The sequence below is a fragment of the Rhizobium halophilum genome (assembly GCF_021648825.1).
Lineage (GTDB): Bacteria > Pseudomonadota > Alphaproteobacteria > Rhizobiales > Rhizobiaceae > Neorhizobium > Neorhizobium halophilum.
In genome coordinates this window covers 265322-279021 of record NZ_JAKJHS010000002.1, presented here as the reverse complement: position 1 = coordinate 279021, position 13700 = coordinate 265322, and the positions used below count along the sequence as shown (strand labels likewise).

Annotated in this window: 13 protein-coding genes and 3 pseudogenes; 7 read left to right on the top strand and 9 right to left on the bottom strand. The window is 62.0% G+C overall.

The annotated features are described in order from the left end of the window. The first annotated feature begins 64 nt into the window (after positions 1 to 64). The 3 genes from cobS to LXM96_RS05905 are packed head-to-tail and all read left to right on the top strand — an operon-like array spanning position 65 to position 1788. A complete protein-coding gene (gene cobS / locus LXM96_RS05915) occupies positions 65 to 847 on the top strand; it encodes an adenosylcobinamide-GDP ribazoletransferase (RefSeq protein WP_239997786.1) in 783 nt (260 codons plus the stop codon). 18 nt (positions 848 to 865) lie between these two features. Then, a complete protein-coding gene (locus LXM96_RS05910; protein ID WP_239997785.1) occupies positions 866 to 1087 on the top strand; it encodes a DUF1289 domain-containing protein in 222 nt (73 codons plus the stop codon). Beyond that, positions 1084 to 1788, top strand: coding sequence for a retropepsin-like aspartic protease family protein (locus LXM96_RS05905; RefSeq protein WP_239997460.1), 705 nt, complete (start codon positions 1084 to 1086; stop codon positions 1786 to 1788). The genes LXM96_RS05910 and LXM96_RS05905 overlap by 4 nt, the downstream gene beginning before the upstream one ends. Here LXM96_RS05905 and LXM96_RS05900 read toward each other — a convergent pair. From LXM96_RS05900 to LXM96_RS05870, 7 genes and pseudogenes are all read right to left on the bottom strand, one after another. Next, positions 1778 to 2011, bottom strand: a complete 234-nt coding sequence (locus LXM96_RS05900) for a hypothetical protein (RefSeq protein WP_239997459.1) — start codon at positions 2009 to 2011, stop codon at positions 1778 to 1780. The genes LXM96_RS05905 and LXM96_RS05900 overlap by 11 nt on opposite strands. Before the next feature lie 238 nt (positions 2012 to 2249). After that, positions 2250 to 3011 (bottom strand): ABC transporter permease, encoded by a 762-nt coding sequence (locus LXM96_RS05895; RefSeq protein WP_239997458.1) that lies wholly within the window; start codon positions 3009 to 3011, stop codon positions 2250 to 2252. Continuing rightward, complete coding sequence (locus LXM96_RS05890) at positions 3008 to 3934, bottom strand: ABC transporter ATP-binding protein (RefSeq protein ID WP_239997457.1); 927 nt, start codon at positions 3932 to 3934, stop codon at positions 3008 to 3010. Before LXM96_RS05890 ends, LXM96_RS05895 begins: the two co-directional genes overlap by 4 nt. Before the next feature lie 112 nt (positions 3935 to 4046). Continuing rightward, on the bottom strand, positions 4047 to 4868 hold the full coding sequence (locus LXM96_RS05885) for a sulfite exporter TauE/SafE family protein (protein WP_239997784.1): 822 nt from the start codon (positions 4866 to 4868) through the stop codon (positions 4047 to 4049). Positions 4869 to 5011: 143 nt separating this feature from the next. Beyond that, positions 5012 to 6310 (bottom strand): extensin-like domain-containing protein, encoded by a 1299-nt coding sequence (locus tag LXM96_RS05880; protein ID WP_239997456.1) that lies wholly within the window; start codon positions 6308 to 6310, stop codon positions 5012 to 5014. 122 nt (positions 6311 to 6432) lie between these two features. Next, positions 6433 to 6912, bottom strand: a pseudogene (locus tag LXM96_RS05875) (NAD(P)H-dependent oxidoreductase); the annotation flags it as partial. Between the two features lie 217 nt (positions 6913 to 7129). After that, positions 7130 to 8962 carry a methyl-accepting chemotaxis protein gene (locus LXM96_RS05870; RefSeq protein ID WP_239997455.1) on the bottom strand — a complete coding sequence of 611 codons (1833 nt, stop codon included), beginning with the start codon at positions 8960 to 8962 and terminating at the stop codon, positions 7130 to 7132. Between the two features lie 197 nt (positions 8963 to 9159). Between LXM96_RS05870 and LXM96_RS05865 the strand changes: the two genes are divergently transcribed. Beyond that, a complete protein-coding gene (locus LXM96_RS05865) occupies positions 9160 to 9552 on the top strand; it encodes an acyl-CoA thioesterase (RefSeq protein WP_239997454.1) in 393 nt (130 codons plus the stop codon). 185 nt (positions 9553 to 9737) lie between these two features. Here LXM96_RS05865 and LXM96_RS05860 read toward each other — a convergent pair. Next, a pseudogene (locus tag LXM96_RS05860) lies at positions 9738 to 10040 on the bottom strand (GntR family transcriptional regulator); the annotation flags it as partial. A 92-nt stretch (positions 10041 to 10132) separates the two neighbouring features. Between LXM96_RS05860 and LXM96_RS05855 the strand changes: the two are divergent. Next, positions 10133 to 10995: pseudogene (locus LXM96_RS05855) on the top strand (DMT family transporter). Between the two features lie 8 nt (positions 10996 to 11003). Here LXM96_RS05855 and LXM96_RS05850 read toward each other — a convergent pair. After that, positions 11004 to 12404 (bottom strand): aldehyde dehydrogenase family protein, encoded by a 1401-nt coding sequence (locus LXM96_RS05850; RefSeq protein ID WP_239997453.1) that lies wholly within the window; start codon positions 12402 to 12404, stop codon positions 11004 to 11006. Between the two features lie 225 nt (positions 12405 to 12629). On the opposite strand from LXM96_RS05850, the gene LXM96_RS05845 reads away from it, so the two are divergent. Further along, entirely contained in the window at positions 12630 to 13058 is a 429-nt protein-coding gene (locus LXM96_RS05845; RefSeq protein ID WP_239997452.1) for an EF-hand domain-containing protein, read from the top strand. A 110-nt stretch (positions 13059 to 13168) separates the two neighbouring features. Beyond that, complete coding sequence (locus LXM96_RS05840) at positions 13169 to 13552, top strand: hypothetical protein (protein WP_239997451.1); 384 nt, start codon at positions 13169 to 13171, stop codon at positions 13550 to 13552. Positions 13553 to 13700 lie beyond the last annotated feature (148 nt).

The following is a 13700-nucleotide window of genomic DNA, read 5'->3' as shown; positions in this document are numbered from 1 at the left end:
CGCTTGTGTTTGCCGGCAAATCAGGCTTTGGTGCTCTCATAGTCGGGCCGGCACGGAGGGACAACTGCCAAACGTTAGCGATCTTTTCGGCGACCTCGCACGCTCCCTCGGATTCCTGAGCCGGTTTCCAATCTCCAGCCGCTTTTTCGAAGGCCATGACGGCTCCGTCAGCCGAGCGGTTCGGGTCTTCCCGCTCGCGGGGCTCGTGATCGCCCTGCCGGCGGCCTTACTGCTCTGGCTGCTGCTCGAATGGAAGGCGGATCCCCTGCTTGCAGCGCTCATTGCGCTTGGGGCGGTGACGCTGTCAACGGGCGCGCTGCACGAGGACGGCCTTGCCGATACCGCGGACGGACTAGGAGGCGGACGCGACAGGGAGCACATCCTCTCAGTCATGAAAGACAGCCGGACGGGCAGCTATGGCGTGATTGCGCTTATTCTTTCCTATGGCTTACGTGCAACGGCCTTGGCCTCGCTGGCCGGTCCCTCCGCGGCCCTTCCCGCGCTCGCACTCCTCTCTGCCGCTGGTGGGAGCCGCGCGCTGATGGTAGGCCACTGGCGCGCACTGCCGCCTGCTCGCCACGGAGGAATCGCGGTGGCTGCGGGCCGACCGGAAGCAGACGCAAGCACCTTCGCCCTTGCCAGTGCCGCTCTCATCTGCCTGCTGCTTCTGGTTTCGGTCGCCGGGCTCCTACCTCTGCTTTTTGCGACGGCGCTGGCCGCCCTCGGGGTCTTCGGCCTTACGCGCCATGCCGCGCAGCGGATCGGCGGCCATACCGGCGATACCATCGGCGCCTCACAACAGGTTGGCGAGATCGTGTTTCTCCTTGCCCTTGCGCTCGCCGTCTGAGCCGCCGATATGTCAGCGATGATCTCGCCCTGCATCCTCCTCTGTGCCATTAATGACGTTACCGGCTACTGCTTTGGCTGCGGTCGCACCCGCGCCGAGATTGCCGGCTGGATGAGCTTCACGGAAGCGGAGCGGAATGATCTGATGAAAATCCTGCCGTCTCGCCTCGAAAACGTGGAGCGCCGGCCCCGCCGGGAGACCAAGCGACAGCGCCTGGCACGGGAGCGTACTCACTCATGAATGGTCTCACCTTCGTCCTGCTGATACTTGGCGGCGGCCTCGTCCTCTTGGTCTTCAACCACGACAGCGGGCAGACCTTTGGCATGCCTAATGAAGACTTCGGCCGCATGATCTATCTCCTTCCCATTGCCGGCCTCCTGTCCGTTGGCATCCTGGCAGGCAGACGCGGCAACATGGATCAGATCCTCCGCTACGTCGCCATCTGGCTGTTGATCATCATGGCGCTGGTGACCGCTTACCTCTACCGTCACGACCTGCAAGGCGTTGGTGCGCGCATGTCGGCTGGGCTGATGCCAGGAAGTGCAGTCGAGGTGACGACCCGCAATGGCGATAGCGAGGTGATCGTTCATCGCAATATGAGCGGCCACTATGAGGCTCCGGTCAGCATCGACGGTCAGTCCGTTTCGATGTTGGTCGATACCGGCGCAAGCACTGTTGTCCTCTCCTTCGAGGACGCCGAGCGTATTGGGTTGAACCCGGACCGCCTCGCGTACACCGTCACGGTGCAGACGGCCAATGGCCGTGCCACGGCCGCACCGGTGCCGCTCGATGAGATTTCCATCGGGCCGATCCGGAGGCGCAACGTCCACGCCATGGTTGCAGAGGAAGGGCGCCTAAACCAGAGTTTGCTTGGCATGAGCTTTCTATCGACCCTGAGCTCCCTGCAGATTCAGACGGACGAACTGCGGCTCAGGGACTAGACGACTCTTGTTCGGGCTTCTGGTCAGGCCGATGCGCCCAGCGCGCGCGGGTGAATTCAAGGTAGCGAGCCCGAAGCTCCTGCATATCGATAGCGCCTTCAACCCAGGCTTCCACATGCACGAGAAACAGCGGATCGCGCTCGAAGCTTGCGCCGCGTGCCTCCAGCCGCGCAATCACACGTTCCACGATGCCACGGCGGACTTCCGGCAAAGTCGGCCGCATTGGTTCTTCTGATGCTTGCGGTTCAGAGTTCGCGCTGCTGATCTCGTCCATTTCGCGCATTTAGCCGCCACCTGTTTGTGTCGCACACATCGGGACATCATCCCGCCGCCCGATGGCGCGTTGTTCGGCTTCCGCGGGAGCCGAACGAGTCACCTTCGCATAAGACGACAAATGTTAGCAGATAGAAAACAAGCGGTCCTGCACAAACAGCCAGGAACACCCTTCAGTCAATCGGGTCCTAGCTGCGCAGCCGGTAACCCGTGCGGAAGATCCACGCCACCAGCGTCAGGCACAGCAGGAGGAACAGGCCGATCATGCCGAGGCTGATCACGGGATTGACGTCAGCGATCTCATAGAAGCTCCAGCGGAAGCCGCTGACGAGATAGAGCACCGGATTGAAGTGGCTCACTGTCTGCCAGAAAGGCGGCAGCATATCGATGGAGTAGAAACTGCCGCCAAGGAAGGTCAGCGGCGGCACGACCAGCATCGGCATGATGTTGAGCTGCTCGAAATTTTTCGCCCAGATGCCAATGATGAAGCCCGCCAGGCTGAAGGTGATGGCGGTGAGCACCAGGAAGACCAGCATCATGAAAGGATGAGCGACCGAGATGTCGACAAAGAAGGTTGCCGTCGCCAGGATGATCAGCCCAATGATCAGTCCCTTGCTGGCCGCGGCGCCCACATATCCGAGCAGAATCTCGCTCATGGCGATCGGTGCGGAGAGGATCTCGTAGATGGTGCCTGTGAATTTGGGAAAATAGATGCCGATCGAGCCGTTGGCGATGCACTGCGTCAGAAGCGACAGCATGATGAGGCCCGGTGTAATAAAGGCGCCATAGGAGACGCCCTCGATCTGCTCGATCCGCGAACCGATCGCCGTCCCGAAGACGATGAAATAGAGCGAGGTCGTCAGCACTGGCGACACCACGCTCTGCAGCAGGGTACGGCGCATCCGAGCCATCTCGAACAGGTAGATGGATTTGACCGCTTCGAAGTTCATGCTCTCTGTCCCACCAATTCAACGAAAATGTCCTCAAGCGAACTCTGCCGCGTCGAGAGGTCCCGGTACTCGATGTCGTGCGCGGCAAGCGTCCCGAGCAGCGTGGCGATCCGCCCCTGCTCCGTCTCGCCCTGGAATTCATAGATCAGCGCGCTGCCGTTCTCTGCAATGGAGACACTGTAGGAGCCCAATGCTTCCGGTAGCGTCTCCATCGGTTCGATGAGCTCGAGCCGGAGTTCCTTGCGCCCCAATTTCTGCATCAGGGCCGTCTTCGCCTCCACCAGCAGAAGCTCGCCGCCATTGATCACGCCGACGCGGTCGGCAATCTCTTCCGCCTCTTCGATATAATGGGTGGTGAGAATGATGGTGACGCCGTTCTCTCGCAGCCGCTCGACCACCTGCCACATCTCTCGGCGAAGATTGACGTCGACGCCGGCGGTCGGCTCGTCGAGAAACAGGATGCGCGGCTCGTAGGACAACGCCTTGGCAATCAGCACACGGCGCTTCATGCCGCCGGAAAGCTCACGCAACATGTTGTCGCGCTTCTCCCAGAGCGAAAGGTCCTTGAGGATCTGCTCGATGAGCGCCGGGTTTGGCTTCTTGCCGTGAACTCCACGGGAAAAGGTGACGGTGTTCCATACGGTCTCGAACTGGTCCGTCGTCAATTCCTGTGGCACCAGTCCGATCATCGCCCGCGTCTGGCGGAAGTCCTTCACCACGTCGTACCCACCGACCAGGACCTGCCCGTCACTGGGGTTGATGAGGCCGCAGACGATGGAGATCAAGGTCGTCTTGCCGGCACCGTTCGGGCCCAGCAGCGCGAGGATCTCGCCTTCCTCTATGTTTAGGTCGACGCCCTTCAGCGCCTCGAAGCCGTTACCGTAAGTTTTCTTGAGGTTGCGGATGGAAACGATGGAGGCCATGGGAAAGGGATCTCGGGAAGGTTCGGAGCTGGAAGTGGCGCCGAATATAGGTGCGGCAGACACCGAGACCATAGCTGTAATCAAAACACAGTGTTTCGCCGCCCACCTGGCTTTAGGCGAAGACCGTCAGGAAGAACTGCAGCGAAACCGTGATCAGGAACAATCCGAAGCCGATCTCCAACTGCCGCTTCGTCATCGCATGAGCTAGCCGTGCGCCCAAGGGTGCTACCGACAGCGTGATCGGGATAAGCAACGCGACGGCCAGCCAGTTGATGTAGCCGGTAGAAAAGGGCGGCAGACCCGGCTCGCCCCAGCCGGCGAGCAGATAACCAAAAAGTCCCGGCAGCGAAATCAGCACACCGACGCCCGCAGAGGTTGCCACGGCTTGATGGATCGAGCGTCCGTAAAGCGTCATGAACGTGTTGTTGAGAACACCGCCGCCGATCCCCATCAGACCTGAAAGCACACCAATCGCCATCCCGACGGCGAATTTGATAGGGTTGCCCGGCAGGTCGGATCCCAGCTGCCAACTGGCGCGGTTGAAGATCATCCTCAGGGCAAGGCCAAGGGCGATCAGCGCGAAGATCAGTTGCAGCTCTGTGCTCGACGCCACTGCCGCAATGCCTGCAGCGAGCAATGTGCCGAGAGGCACGGCTACGATCCAGCCCTTCAGCGATTGCGTATCCACCGCTCCGCGTTGGCGATGCGCCATGAAGGAGCGGATCGACGTGGGAACGATAATGGCAAGCGATGTACCCAGTGCCAGATGCATGCACACCTCCTCCGGAACGTGGAGAATCCCGAAGACATGGAAGAAGATCGGCACCAGAATTGCGCCCCCGCCGATGCCGAACATGCCTGCAAGAACGCCAGCCAGCATGCCAGCTGCAGCCAACGCGATGACATAGGGGATGATTTCGGTGAAGGGAGGCATGGAGAACCGGGCATGGGAAAAGAGAGGGACATGCAAAGAAGCTGTGTCTTCTCGCACCGAATTACTTGTCAGACAAGTCGCGGCCTAGGCATCTGAAAGACCGTGTGTGGCGTGCAGCCTCGTTGGTCGTTCGCCGTCCGATCCTAGTCGCAGAATTTGGAACCGGACTTGCGCGAGCGCAGGTCGAAGTGGAAGTGGTTCCAGTGCTCCTTGTTGCTTCCCGGTCCCAACACCGTGTGGAAATACTTGCAGCTGTCGTCCCGCACCGTGTTCAGAAGGCCCTTCTCGCGGAAGGCAAAGAAGCCCTTCTTGCGCACATCGATCTTCTTGCCGTTCTTCAGCACGAATTTGCCGAGATCGATCGCATTGCCGCGCGCATGCTCCGACATCGGATTGCGCTTCTGGCGGCTGTTGTTCATCCGGCGGCAGGAATAGCCACCCATGGACTCAATCGTCTTGACGCCTGACAGATAGCGGTAGCGCGATGACGGTGCGAGCTCGAATTTCACCCACTTTGCCAAGGCCAACGTCGTTTGACAGTTCAACTTCGTCGCCGGCTTCAGCTGAACTCCCCCAGAGAAGCCGCTGAGCAAGACTGGATACTCGATGCCGCAGCTCGGTCCATCGGCGATACGCTTGATGTCACGGAAGTCGACGCCGAGCCGGCGCAATTCTGCGCGGCAGCTCACCTCCGATGCCGGCATGACCGAGCGGGGCCGGATCGGCTCGCGCTCCGTTGCCGGATTATCCGGCGCCAGCATCGCCACCTGCTGCGGCTCGTCCGGCAGACGCGTCGGCGCCACAACGGGAGACTGGTCTCCCCAGACAAGCGCCTGGTTCTGAAGACCGGGCTGGAGCCCCTCTCCCTGCCGCTTCGGCGGAATGGTGATCATTTGATCGTCTGGCGCCGTGGCCCCGCTTGCCGCGGCGCTCACCATCGTCGGACTGTCGGTGCCGATCCCAGCCACCACCGGCTGAGCCGTGGCGCCTTCGGCAATCATCTGGTCCTGTTCCTGTGCAAGACCGATCACCCTCTCGCCTCCGTCCGGCTGCGCAAAGCCGAACTGCGCATCCATATTCACGCCTTCGTCGGGAACGCGCAGAACGTGCTGTGGCTGTCCCTGAAGTTGCATGGCCTCGGGGCTGTCGATCATCGGCAGGGGAGCGCTTCGCACGTTCTGCGGTGCTGCCTGCGTCGGCTGCCCCGCCGAAGCGACGGGATAAGGCTCGCTGTAACTGCCACCAACCTGCGACATCGGTGAGGGTGGCGCTTGATAGCTGCGCGCTGTCATGTCAGACTGCGACATCGGCGAAATCGCGCTGACGCGCGTCTCACTGTCGATGCCGGCGGGCGGCACCAGCCCTTCGGCGGAGCAACTCACCAGCATCGTCGTGATCATCAGCGAAGCCAGGGCCCGCCGCGAAAGGGAAGCATACGCCATACCAGTTGCCGCTCTCGGTGCCGAAATGGCACATGCGGTGATCATGCGCGATCGAGGTAAATGAAGACTTTCGGAAAGATGACCAGATCAAGGTTTCTGGGCGGCGAACCTGCCACAGCCCGCTAGGCCGCTGCCGCGCCAAGGCGCTCCATCGTCTCCAACCATGGCTCGCCTTTGAACCCTCCGGCAGCAACGCTGCCAATGAGCGTTGAGCGCACCGGACGGATGCCAACGAAGTGGAGAATCCCAACCTTCATCGCCTTCAGGCTGTGGCTGCCGTAGGCGAACCGATAGAACCAGGCGGGCATGCCCATGGTGATGACAACACGGGCAGATTTGCCGGACAGAAGTCCGTTACGAAACGGGGGCTTCTTGATGTCATAGGCAAACCCCGGCCGGGCCACCTGCTCCAGGAAAGCCTTCACCAGGGCGGGCATCTCGCCTAACCACAGCGGGTGAACGAGAACGATGTGGTCTGCAGCTTTGATCACCGCCTGCGCCGCCGCAATTGCCGGCACCACCGCGCCCTCTTCTTGCTCGCGCTGCGAGGTGAGGAGCGGAACGTCCATCTGGCTAAGCTCGATCCGATCCACGTGGTGGCCTGCCCCCTGCGCTCCCGAGGCATAGGCGTCCGCGAGCGCATGGCAGAAATGACGCTCTGCCCCATCGGATGCCCTTGTACGATCACAATCCTAGCCATTGCGCGCCTCTCGTGGTTTCGGAAAGGAGCATAACAGCGGCCACGTTTCGATTATTGCGCGGCATCAAAAAGCCCGCCGGCACTGCTGCCGGCGGGCCAGAAAGGGAGCGGGACCTGCCTCAGGCGGCGCGTGTGGTGCCGACCGCCTGATATGAAGACGAGGCAGCCTTGCCGTCCACACGGAAGGCTGAAAGCAGGTGCTGCAACTGCATGCTTTGGTCTGCAAGCGTCTGGCTGGCTGCCGTCGTCTCTTCCACCATGGCCGCGTTCTGCTGCGTCATCTGATCCATCTGGTTGACCGAGGCATTGATCTCCTGCAGCGCAGTTGCCTGCTCGCGGGAAGCCGTTGCAATGGTCTCCACATGGCTGTTGACCCGCTCGACCAGTTGCGCGATCTCCAGCAGCGCATCGCCGGTGGAGCGAACAAGAGATACACCGCTCTCGACCTCGCGGCCCGAGTTGCTGATCAGCGTCTTGATCTCCTTGGCAGCATTGGCGGACCGTTGCGCCAGTTCCCGCACTTCCTGCGCGACAACCGCGAAGCCGCGTCCCGCCTCACCTGCCCGTGCCGCTTCCACGCCCGCGTTCAGCGCAAGCAGGTTGGTCTGGAACGCGATCTCATCGATCACCGAGATGATCTGGTTGATGCGGCTGGAGGAGTCTTCGATCCGACCCATAGCATCGACTGCGCTGCGGACGATCTCGCCCGAGCGTCCCGCGCTTTCCTTGGTTTCCGCCACCATGGTTCTTGCTTCATCAGCCCGGGCGGATGCGGTCTTCACCGTAGCAGTAATCTCGTCGAGAGCCGCAGCCGTCTCTTCAAGGGAAGCCGCCTGCTGTTCTGTCCGACGCGAAAGGTTCGCGGTCGCGCCGCTGATATCCGAAGCACTGTCGCGAACGACATGGCTGGTCTCAGTGATCGCGGAGATCGTCTGGCGCAGCGACGACACTGCCTGGTTGAAGTCGTCGCGCAAGGTCGCATAGTCGCTTCCAAGTTCCGAGACCTGAGCGGAGAGATCGCCCTGTGCGAGCGCCGAAAGCGCACGTCCGAGTTCGCGGATGGCATGGGATTGACGTTCGGATGCCGATTTCAATGCCTGCTCATTCGCAGAACGCTCTTCGGAAATCGCCCGCTGCTGCGCACCCTCGCGCTCCTGCAACGTTAGCCGCTCCTCGACGGCATCGCGCAAAACAACGAGCGCACGAGCCATCTTGCCCATCTCGTTGTGCTGGTCCGTATGCGGAACAGTGACGTTCGCCTCTCCCTCGGCGATCTTTTCCAACACGCTCTTGACGTTGCCGAGCGGTCCGGTGACGCTGCGGATGACGAAGAAGGCGCCGGAAAGCAATGCGGCTGCGCCGGCGGCAAACATGGTTGCGTAGTTGATCAGGCTCTCGCGGAACATGGCATGCAGGTCGTCGGCATAAACGCCGGTGCCGACGATCCAGCCCCAGGGCTGGAAGCCGATTACGTGCGAATACTTCTCCACGGGCTCTTCCAGGCCCGGCTTCGGCCAGTAGTAGTCGACAAAGCCCTGGCCGTTGGCCTGCACGGTCTTGACGAACTCGACGAACAGGTGCTTGCCGTTCGGATCCTTGTTCTGCGACAGGTCAGTGCCGTCCAGCGCCGGCTTGATCGGATGCATCACCATGAAGGGGCGCATGTCGTTGATCCAGAAATAACCGCTGCCCCCGTCATAGCGGATATCCCCGATCGCCTTCATCGCCTCGGCCTGCGCCTGCTCACGGGTCATGGCACCAGAAGTCTCCATCCCGTGATATTTGTTCAGGATGCTCATGGCGATGTCGTCCATGTATGCAAGTCCCGCCTTTCGCTCCTTTTCGGATGACGCATAGGTCTGGAACAAGCTGAATGTCATCGCACCGGCCAAGATGACCAGAGCGAACACAACCAGCGTATACATTCTCGCAGAAATCGTTAGTCGCTGCACAAGGACTCCCCCCTTTGTAACAATATGGAGCAATATCTAGCCCATGGAAGTTACTGGGTAGTGAAGAGCCGCAACCTCCCTCCACACGCGAGTTAGGCGACACTAAAGTTCAGTGCGAGCCTCCAGGGCTGGCATTTGCACGGCAGGCTGGCATCGAGGCGGGGAATCGGTTCATCTGCAATCAAAGGAGCCGCGCCATGATGAATGCCGACCAACCCACGGGTGAACTCACGCTGCGCACCCTCGCCATGCCTACCGACGCCAATCCTGCGGGTGACATCTTCGGCGGCTGGGTTATGTCACAGATGGATCTTGCAAGCGGCATTCGAGCCGCCGAACGCGCCCGTGGACGCGTCGTCACCGCAGCCGTGAAGGAGATGGCGTTTCAACTGCCGGTCAAGATTGGTGACACACTCAACGTTTACACAGAGATTATTCGCGTTGGTCGCACTTCCATTACGCTACAGGTGGAAGCCTGGGCGCACCGGGCCCGGCATCGCGCACTGGAGAAGGTAACCGCCGGCACCTTCATCATGGTGGCGCTCGACGAAAATGGCGTGTCTACACCAGTACCTCCCGAGGAGCCTTGATACGCCTTCATCCACCTTGGAGACTGTTCGATCGGATCGTCGTATTCCTGTTAAGTCTAAATTATCAGCAGTTCAGTAGCCTTCCACAAGGCCCGGTTGTGGCATTGGAGATGAAGCATGCCAAGTCTGGGAGGCAGGAGCGCTAGCGGAAAGACGATTGCTCTGGAGATCCGTACCGCCCAGGCCACCGCGCGCTCCAGCCGCGGACCGATCTCGGTCAGCGCAAGCGGCTGCGGCACCCGCGCAACATAGAATCCTGAACCCGGCCGCGACTGAATGAGCCCCTCGGCCACCAGCCGCTCATAGGCCTCCACGACCGTAGAGGTGGAAACGACCATGGTCCGTGCGAAGCTGCGGATCGACGGCAACCTTGCGCCCGGAGACAGCGCACGCGCCGAAACGCGCTGGCGGATCGCCGCGACCACCCGCGCGGTCTGCCCCCCGTTTTCCGTCGAGGAAACATCCATCCGTACTGCCTCTTGCACCATTACAGTTTGCGCAAACTGTAATGCACTGTCGCTTCAAAAGCTATCCGCAACCGCCTAGCCTCCATCCTCACGAAAACGGAAGGAACAACAGCATGGACAGGACGACGAGCGGCTGGATCAACGGGTTCCTCGGCGTCGTGATCTTCAGCGGCTCGCTACCGGCAACGCGGCTCGCGGTCGCGGATTTCCACCCGCTCTTCCTCACCGGTGCCCGCGCCGCCATTGCCGGCCTCCTGGCGGTCCTCTTGCTGGCGGCCTTCCGTCAAAAGCGGCCGGTGCGGGGCGACCTCCTGCCGCTGGCGGTCGTGGCGCTCGGCGTCGTCGTCGGATTTCCGCTGCTGACGGCCCTGGCGCTGGAGCACGTTACCGCCGCCCACTCGATCGTCTTCGTCGGCCTCCTGCCCCTGGCTACCGCGCTCTTCGGCGTGTTGCGCGGCGGCGAGCGGCCGAAGCCGGCCTTCTGGCTGTTCTCCTGCCTCGGCAGCGCGCTGGTCGCGGGCTTTGCGCTGAAGGATGGCCCGACCACGTCACCGACCGGCGACATGCTGATGCTGGCGGCCATCCTCGCCTGCGGGCTGGGCTATGCCGAAGGCGCCCGCCTCTCCCGCCGGCTCGGCGGCTGGCAGGTGATCTCCTGGGCGCTCGTCCTGTCGCTGCCGGTGATGGTGGTGCTGGCGCTCGTCACCCTGCCGCCGACGCTCGAAACGGCCGGCGGCCCCGCCTGGCTCGGCCTCGCCTATGTGTCCGTCTTCAGCATGCTGGTCGGCTTCGTGTTCTGGTATCGCGGTCTTGCACTCGGCGGCATCGCCGGGGTCGGACAGCTGCAACTGCTGCAGCCCTTCTTTGGGTTGGCGCTTGCGGCCACCCTGCTCGGCGAAGCCGTCACCCCGGCAATGCTGGCGGTAACGCTCGCCGTATCCTCTGCGTGGCCGGCGCGAAACGATTTGCCCGCTGAACAGGCCGTTATCCGAGGAAGCGCTTCGCCATCCGGATCAGCCGCTCGACACGCGGCCGATAGGGCGGGAAGAGCATCGGCACCGCCGACCAGCGCTCCTTGAGGATCGGCTTGTCGTGGCTGAAGGCCTGGAAGCCGAAATGCCCGTGTGCCGCGCCGATGCCGGAATTGTTGACGCCGCCGAACGGCAGACCCGCATGGCTGTAGTGCATGGTGGTGAGGTTGACGCCAACGCCGCCGGAAGAGGTGCGGGCGACGATCTCCTCGGCAAAAGCCGCATCCTTCTCGAAGACGTAGAGAGCCAGCGGCTTCGGCCGCGCGTTGATGCGGTCAATCACCTCGTCCAGCCCATCATAGGCCATGATCGGCAGAACCGGGCCAAAGATCTCCTCGCGGTCGATGTTCATCTGCGGCGTGATCGCCTCGATCAGCGTCGGCGCAAGATAGGTACCCTCCGCCTCGCCGCCGAAGCTGATCCGGGCACCCTTCTTCGTTGCATCCTGCAGCAGGCCGCGAAGGCGCTCGGCGTGGTGGGCGTTGACGATGCGGGCATAATCGCGGCTCGACTGCGGATCCGCGCCATAGGCATGGCGGATCGCTGCCCGCAGCGCCTCTGAAAAGCGTGCCTCGATGCTGCGATGGACGAAGACGTGGTCGGGGGCGATGCAGGTCTGGCCGGCATTGACGAACTTGCCGAAGGCGATCCAGCGCGCTGCCTTGTCGAGATCGGCACCCGGTCCGACGATGGTCGGCGACTTGCCGCCGAGCTCCAGCGTCACCGAGGACAGATGCCGCGCCGCCGCCGCCATGACGATCCTGCCGACATGTGGACTGCCGGTGAAGAAGATATGGTCGAAGGGCTGATCGAGAAGCTGCTGCGAGACCTCCCGGCCGCCCTGGACGACAGCGACGAGATCGGGCGGAAAGGTCTCCTCGATGATGTCGGCGATCACCTGCGAGGTCGCGGGCGTCATCTCCGACGGTTTGACCACCACACTGTTGCCTGCCGCCAGCGCCGACACGAGCGGCCCGAGCGCCAGGTTGAACGGATAGTTCCAAGGCGCGATGATCAGACAAACGCCGCGTGGCTCCGGGCGGATACGTGCCGAGGTCCCGACTGTTGCCAGCGTCGGCGCCACCCGGCGCTCCTGCATCCAGCGTTTCAAGTGCCGGCTCGTGTGGCGAATTTCCTGCAGCACCGGCAGGATCTCGGTTAGGATTACCTCCGGCTCCGGTTTGCCGAAATCCTTGTGCAGCGCTGCCACGGTATCGCTCTCGCGTCGCTCGATCGTTTGCCTCAGATGGGCAAGCGCTCCTTTCCGCTCCTCCAACCCGAACATCTGCCGGCGCTCGGCCACCCCCGCACTCTGCCGCGCGAAGAAGCCTTCGATCTCATCACGTCCCGCCAACTGCCGCCCCCTTTGCTTGTAAGCCGGCACCTTATGCGCCGCGACCTGCCTTCCTCAACTCTTCTGCTCGGAAGAATGAGAATGATGATGCTCGCAAACACGTGAGCGCATCGTGACGATCTCCTCCTGCTGCTCACGAAACATTTCCATGTGTCACAGGTTAGCCCCGTGAGTGTCATCGAAGACGCTCGATCAAGCAAAGAGAAACCAAGAGAGGAGACAACCATGCTGAACAAGGTTGCGACCAAGCTTGCTGCTTCTACGTTTGCACTGTCGCTGGTAGCAGCGCCCGTCATGGCGGCGAACTACAGCGACTGGGACACGGATGGCAATGCGGGAATCAACGAGAGCGAATTCCGCGCCGGCTTTGAACAGAACAAGGCTTTTGATACCTGGGACGCCGACGACAGCGGCACGCTGACCCAGTCGGAAATCGAGACCGGCGTCGGCGATAACCAGCAGGCCTTCAACGAGCGCTACGGCGACGGCTGGTTTGGCGAATGGGACGCCAATGATGACGATGCTATCAGTGAGGACGAATACTATAGCGGCCTCTACACCAGCTACGACGCTGACAACAACAACGTGATCGAAGAGCCTGAATTCGGCGATGTCGGCGACGACATGGGCGACGGCGGCTGGTTCGACGTCTAAGCCCCCTCGGAGCGTAAATGGACAGGATGGCCGGCATCGCCGGTCGTTCATCACCCTACATCCAATCACCAGGACGATTCTAGGATCGCTTCTCAAAGAGGAGACACACCATGAAACTTGCGGTAGCAACAATCGCGTCCACCCTTCTCGCCGCGTCCGCCATGGCGCAGACCAGCAACGACAGCAGCAGCTCAGGCAACGCCTCGACCTCCGGCACCTCGACCGAAGCAACCGCCGGCTCCAGCCAGTCGGGCTCCGGCTCCGCGATGGCACAGGACAAGGTTCGCCAGCAGCTGACTGATGCCGGCTTCAAGCAGGTCGAGATTCTCGACGCCTCCTACCTGGTGCGGGCTCAGACCGAAGACGGCAACACCGTGCTGATGGTCATTGATCCGCCGATCGGCAGCACCGGCTCGAGCTCCGGAACCGGCACGACCAGCGGCAGCGGCACCAATGCCGGCTCGTCCAACTCGAATGCTGAGTCCAACGACTGATGGCGCAGGGCCACCGGAAACTCCGGTGGCCCGCCCTGATGCCCAAACGAGGCGGCCGGCTCCTCGGCCGCCTTTTCGCGTTTAGTGCCCGCGAACCGCGAGCCACGCAGAAAAAGCGACATGATCCAACCCTTCGACGAAAGCGCCG

Bases quoted from the DNA above. Each gene is read 5' to 3' on its own strand.
- LXM96_RS05910 (WP_239997785.1), top strand. From the start codon at position 866: ATGATCTCGCCCTGCATCCTCCTCTGTGCCATTAATGACGTTACCGGC.
- LXM96_RS05905 (WP_239997460.1), top strand. From the start codon at position 1,084: ATGAATGGTCTCACCTTCGTCCTGCTGATACTTGGCGGCGGCCTCGTC.
- LXM96_RS05900 (WP_239997459.1), bottom strand. From the start codon at position 2,011: ATGCGGCCGACTTTGCCGGAAGTCCGCCGTGGCATCGTGGAACGTGTG.
- LXM96_RS05895 (WP_239997458.1), bottom strand. From the start codon at position 3,011: ATGAACTTCGAAGCGGTCAAATCCATCTACCTGTTCGAGATGGCTCGG.
- LXM96_RS05890 (WP_239997457.1), bottom strand. From the start codon at position 3,934: ATGGCCTCCATCGTTTCCATCCGCAACCTCAAGAAAACTTACGGTAAC.
- LXM96_RS05885 (WP_239997784.1), bottom strand. From the start codon at position 4,868: ATGCCTCCCTTCACCGAAATCATCCCCTATGTCATCGCGTTGGCTGCA.
- LXM96_RS05880 (WP_239997456.1), bottom strand. From the start codon at position 6,310: ATGGCGTATGCTTCCCTTTCGCGGCGGGCCCTGGCTTCGCTGATGATC.
- LXM96_RS05865 (WP_239997454.1), top strand. From the start codon at position 9,160: ATGATGAATGCCGACCAACCCACGGGTGAACTCACGCTGCGCACCCTC.
- LXM96_RS05845 (WP_239997452.1), top strand. From the start codon at position 12,630: ATGCTGAACAAGGTTGCGACCAAGCTTGCTGCTTCTACGTTTGCACTG.
- LXM96_RS05840 (WP_239997451.1), top strand. From the start codon at position 13,169: ATGAAACTTGCGGTAGCAACAATCGCGTCCACCCTTCTCGCCGCGTCC.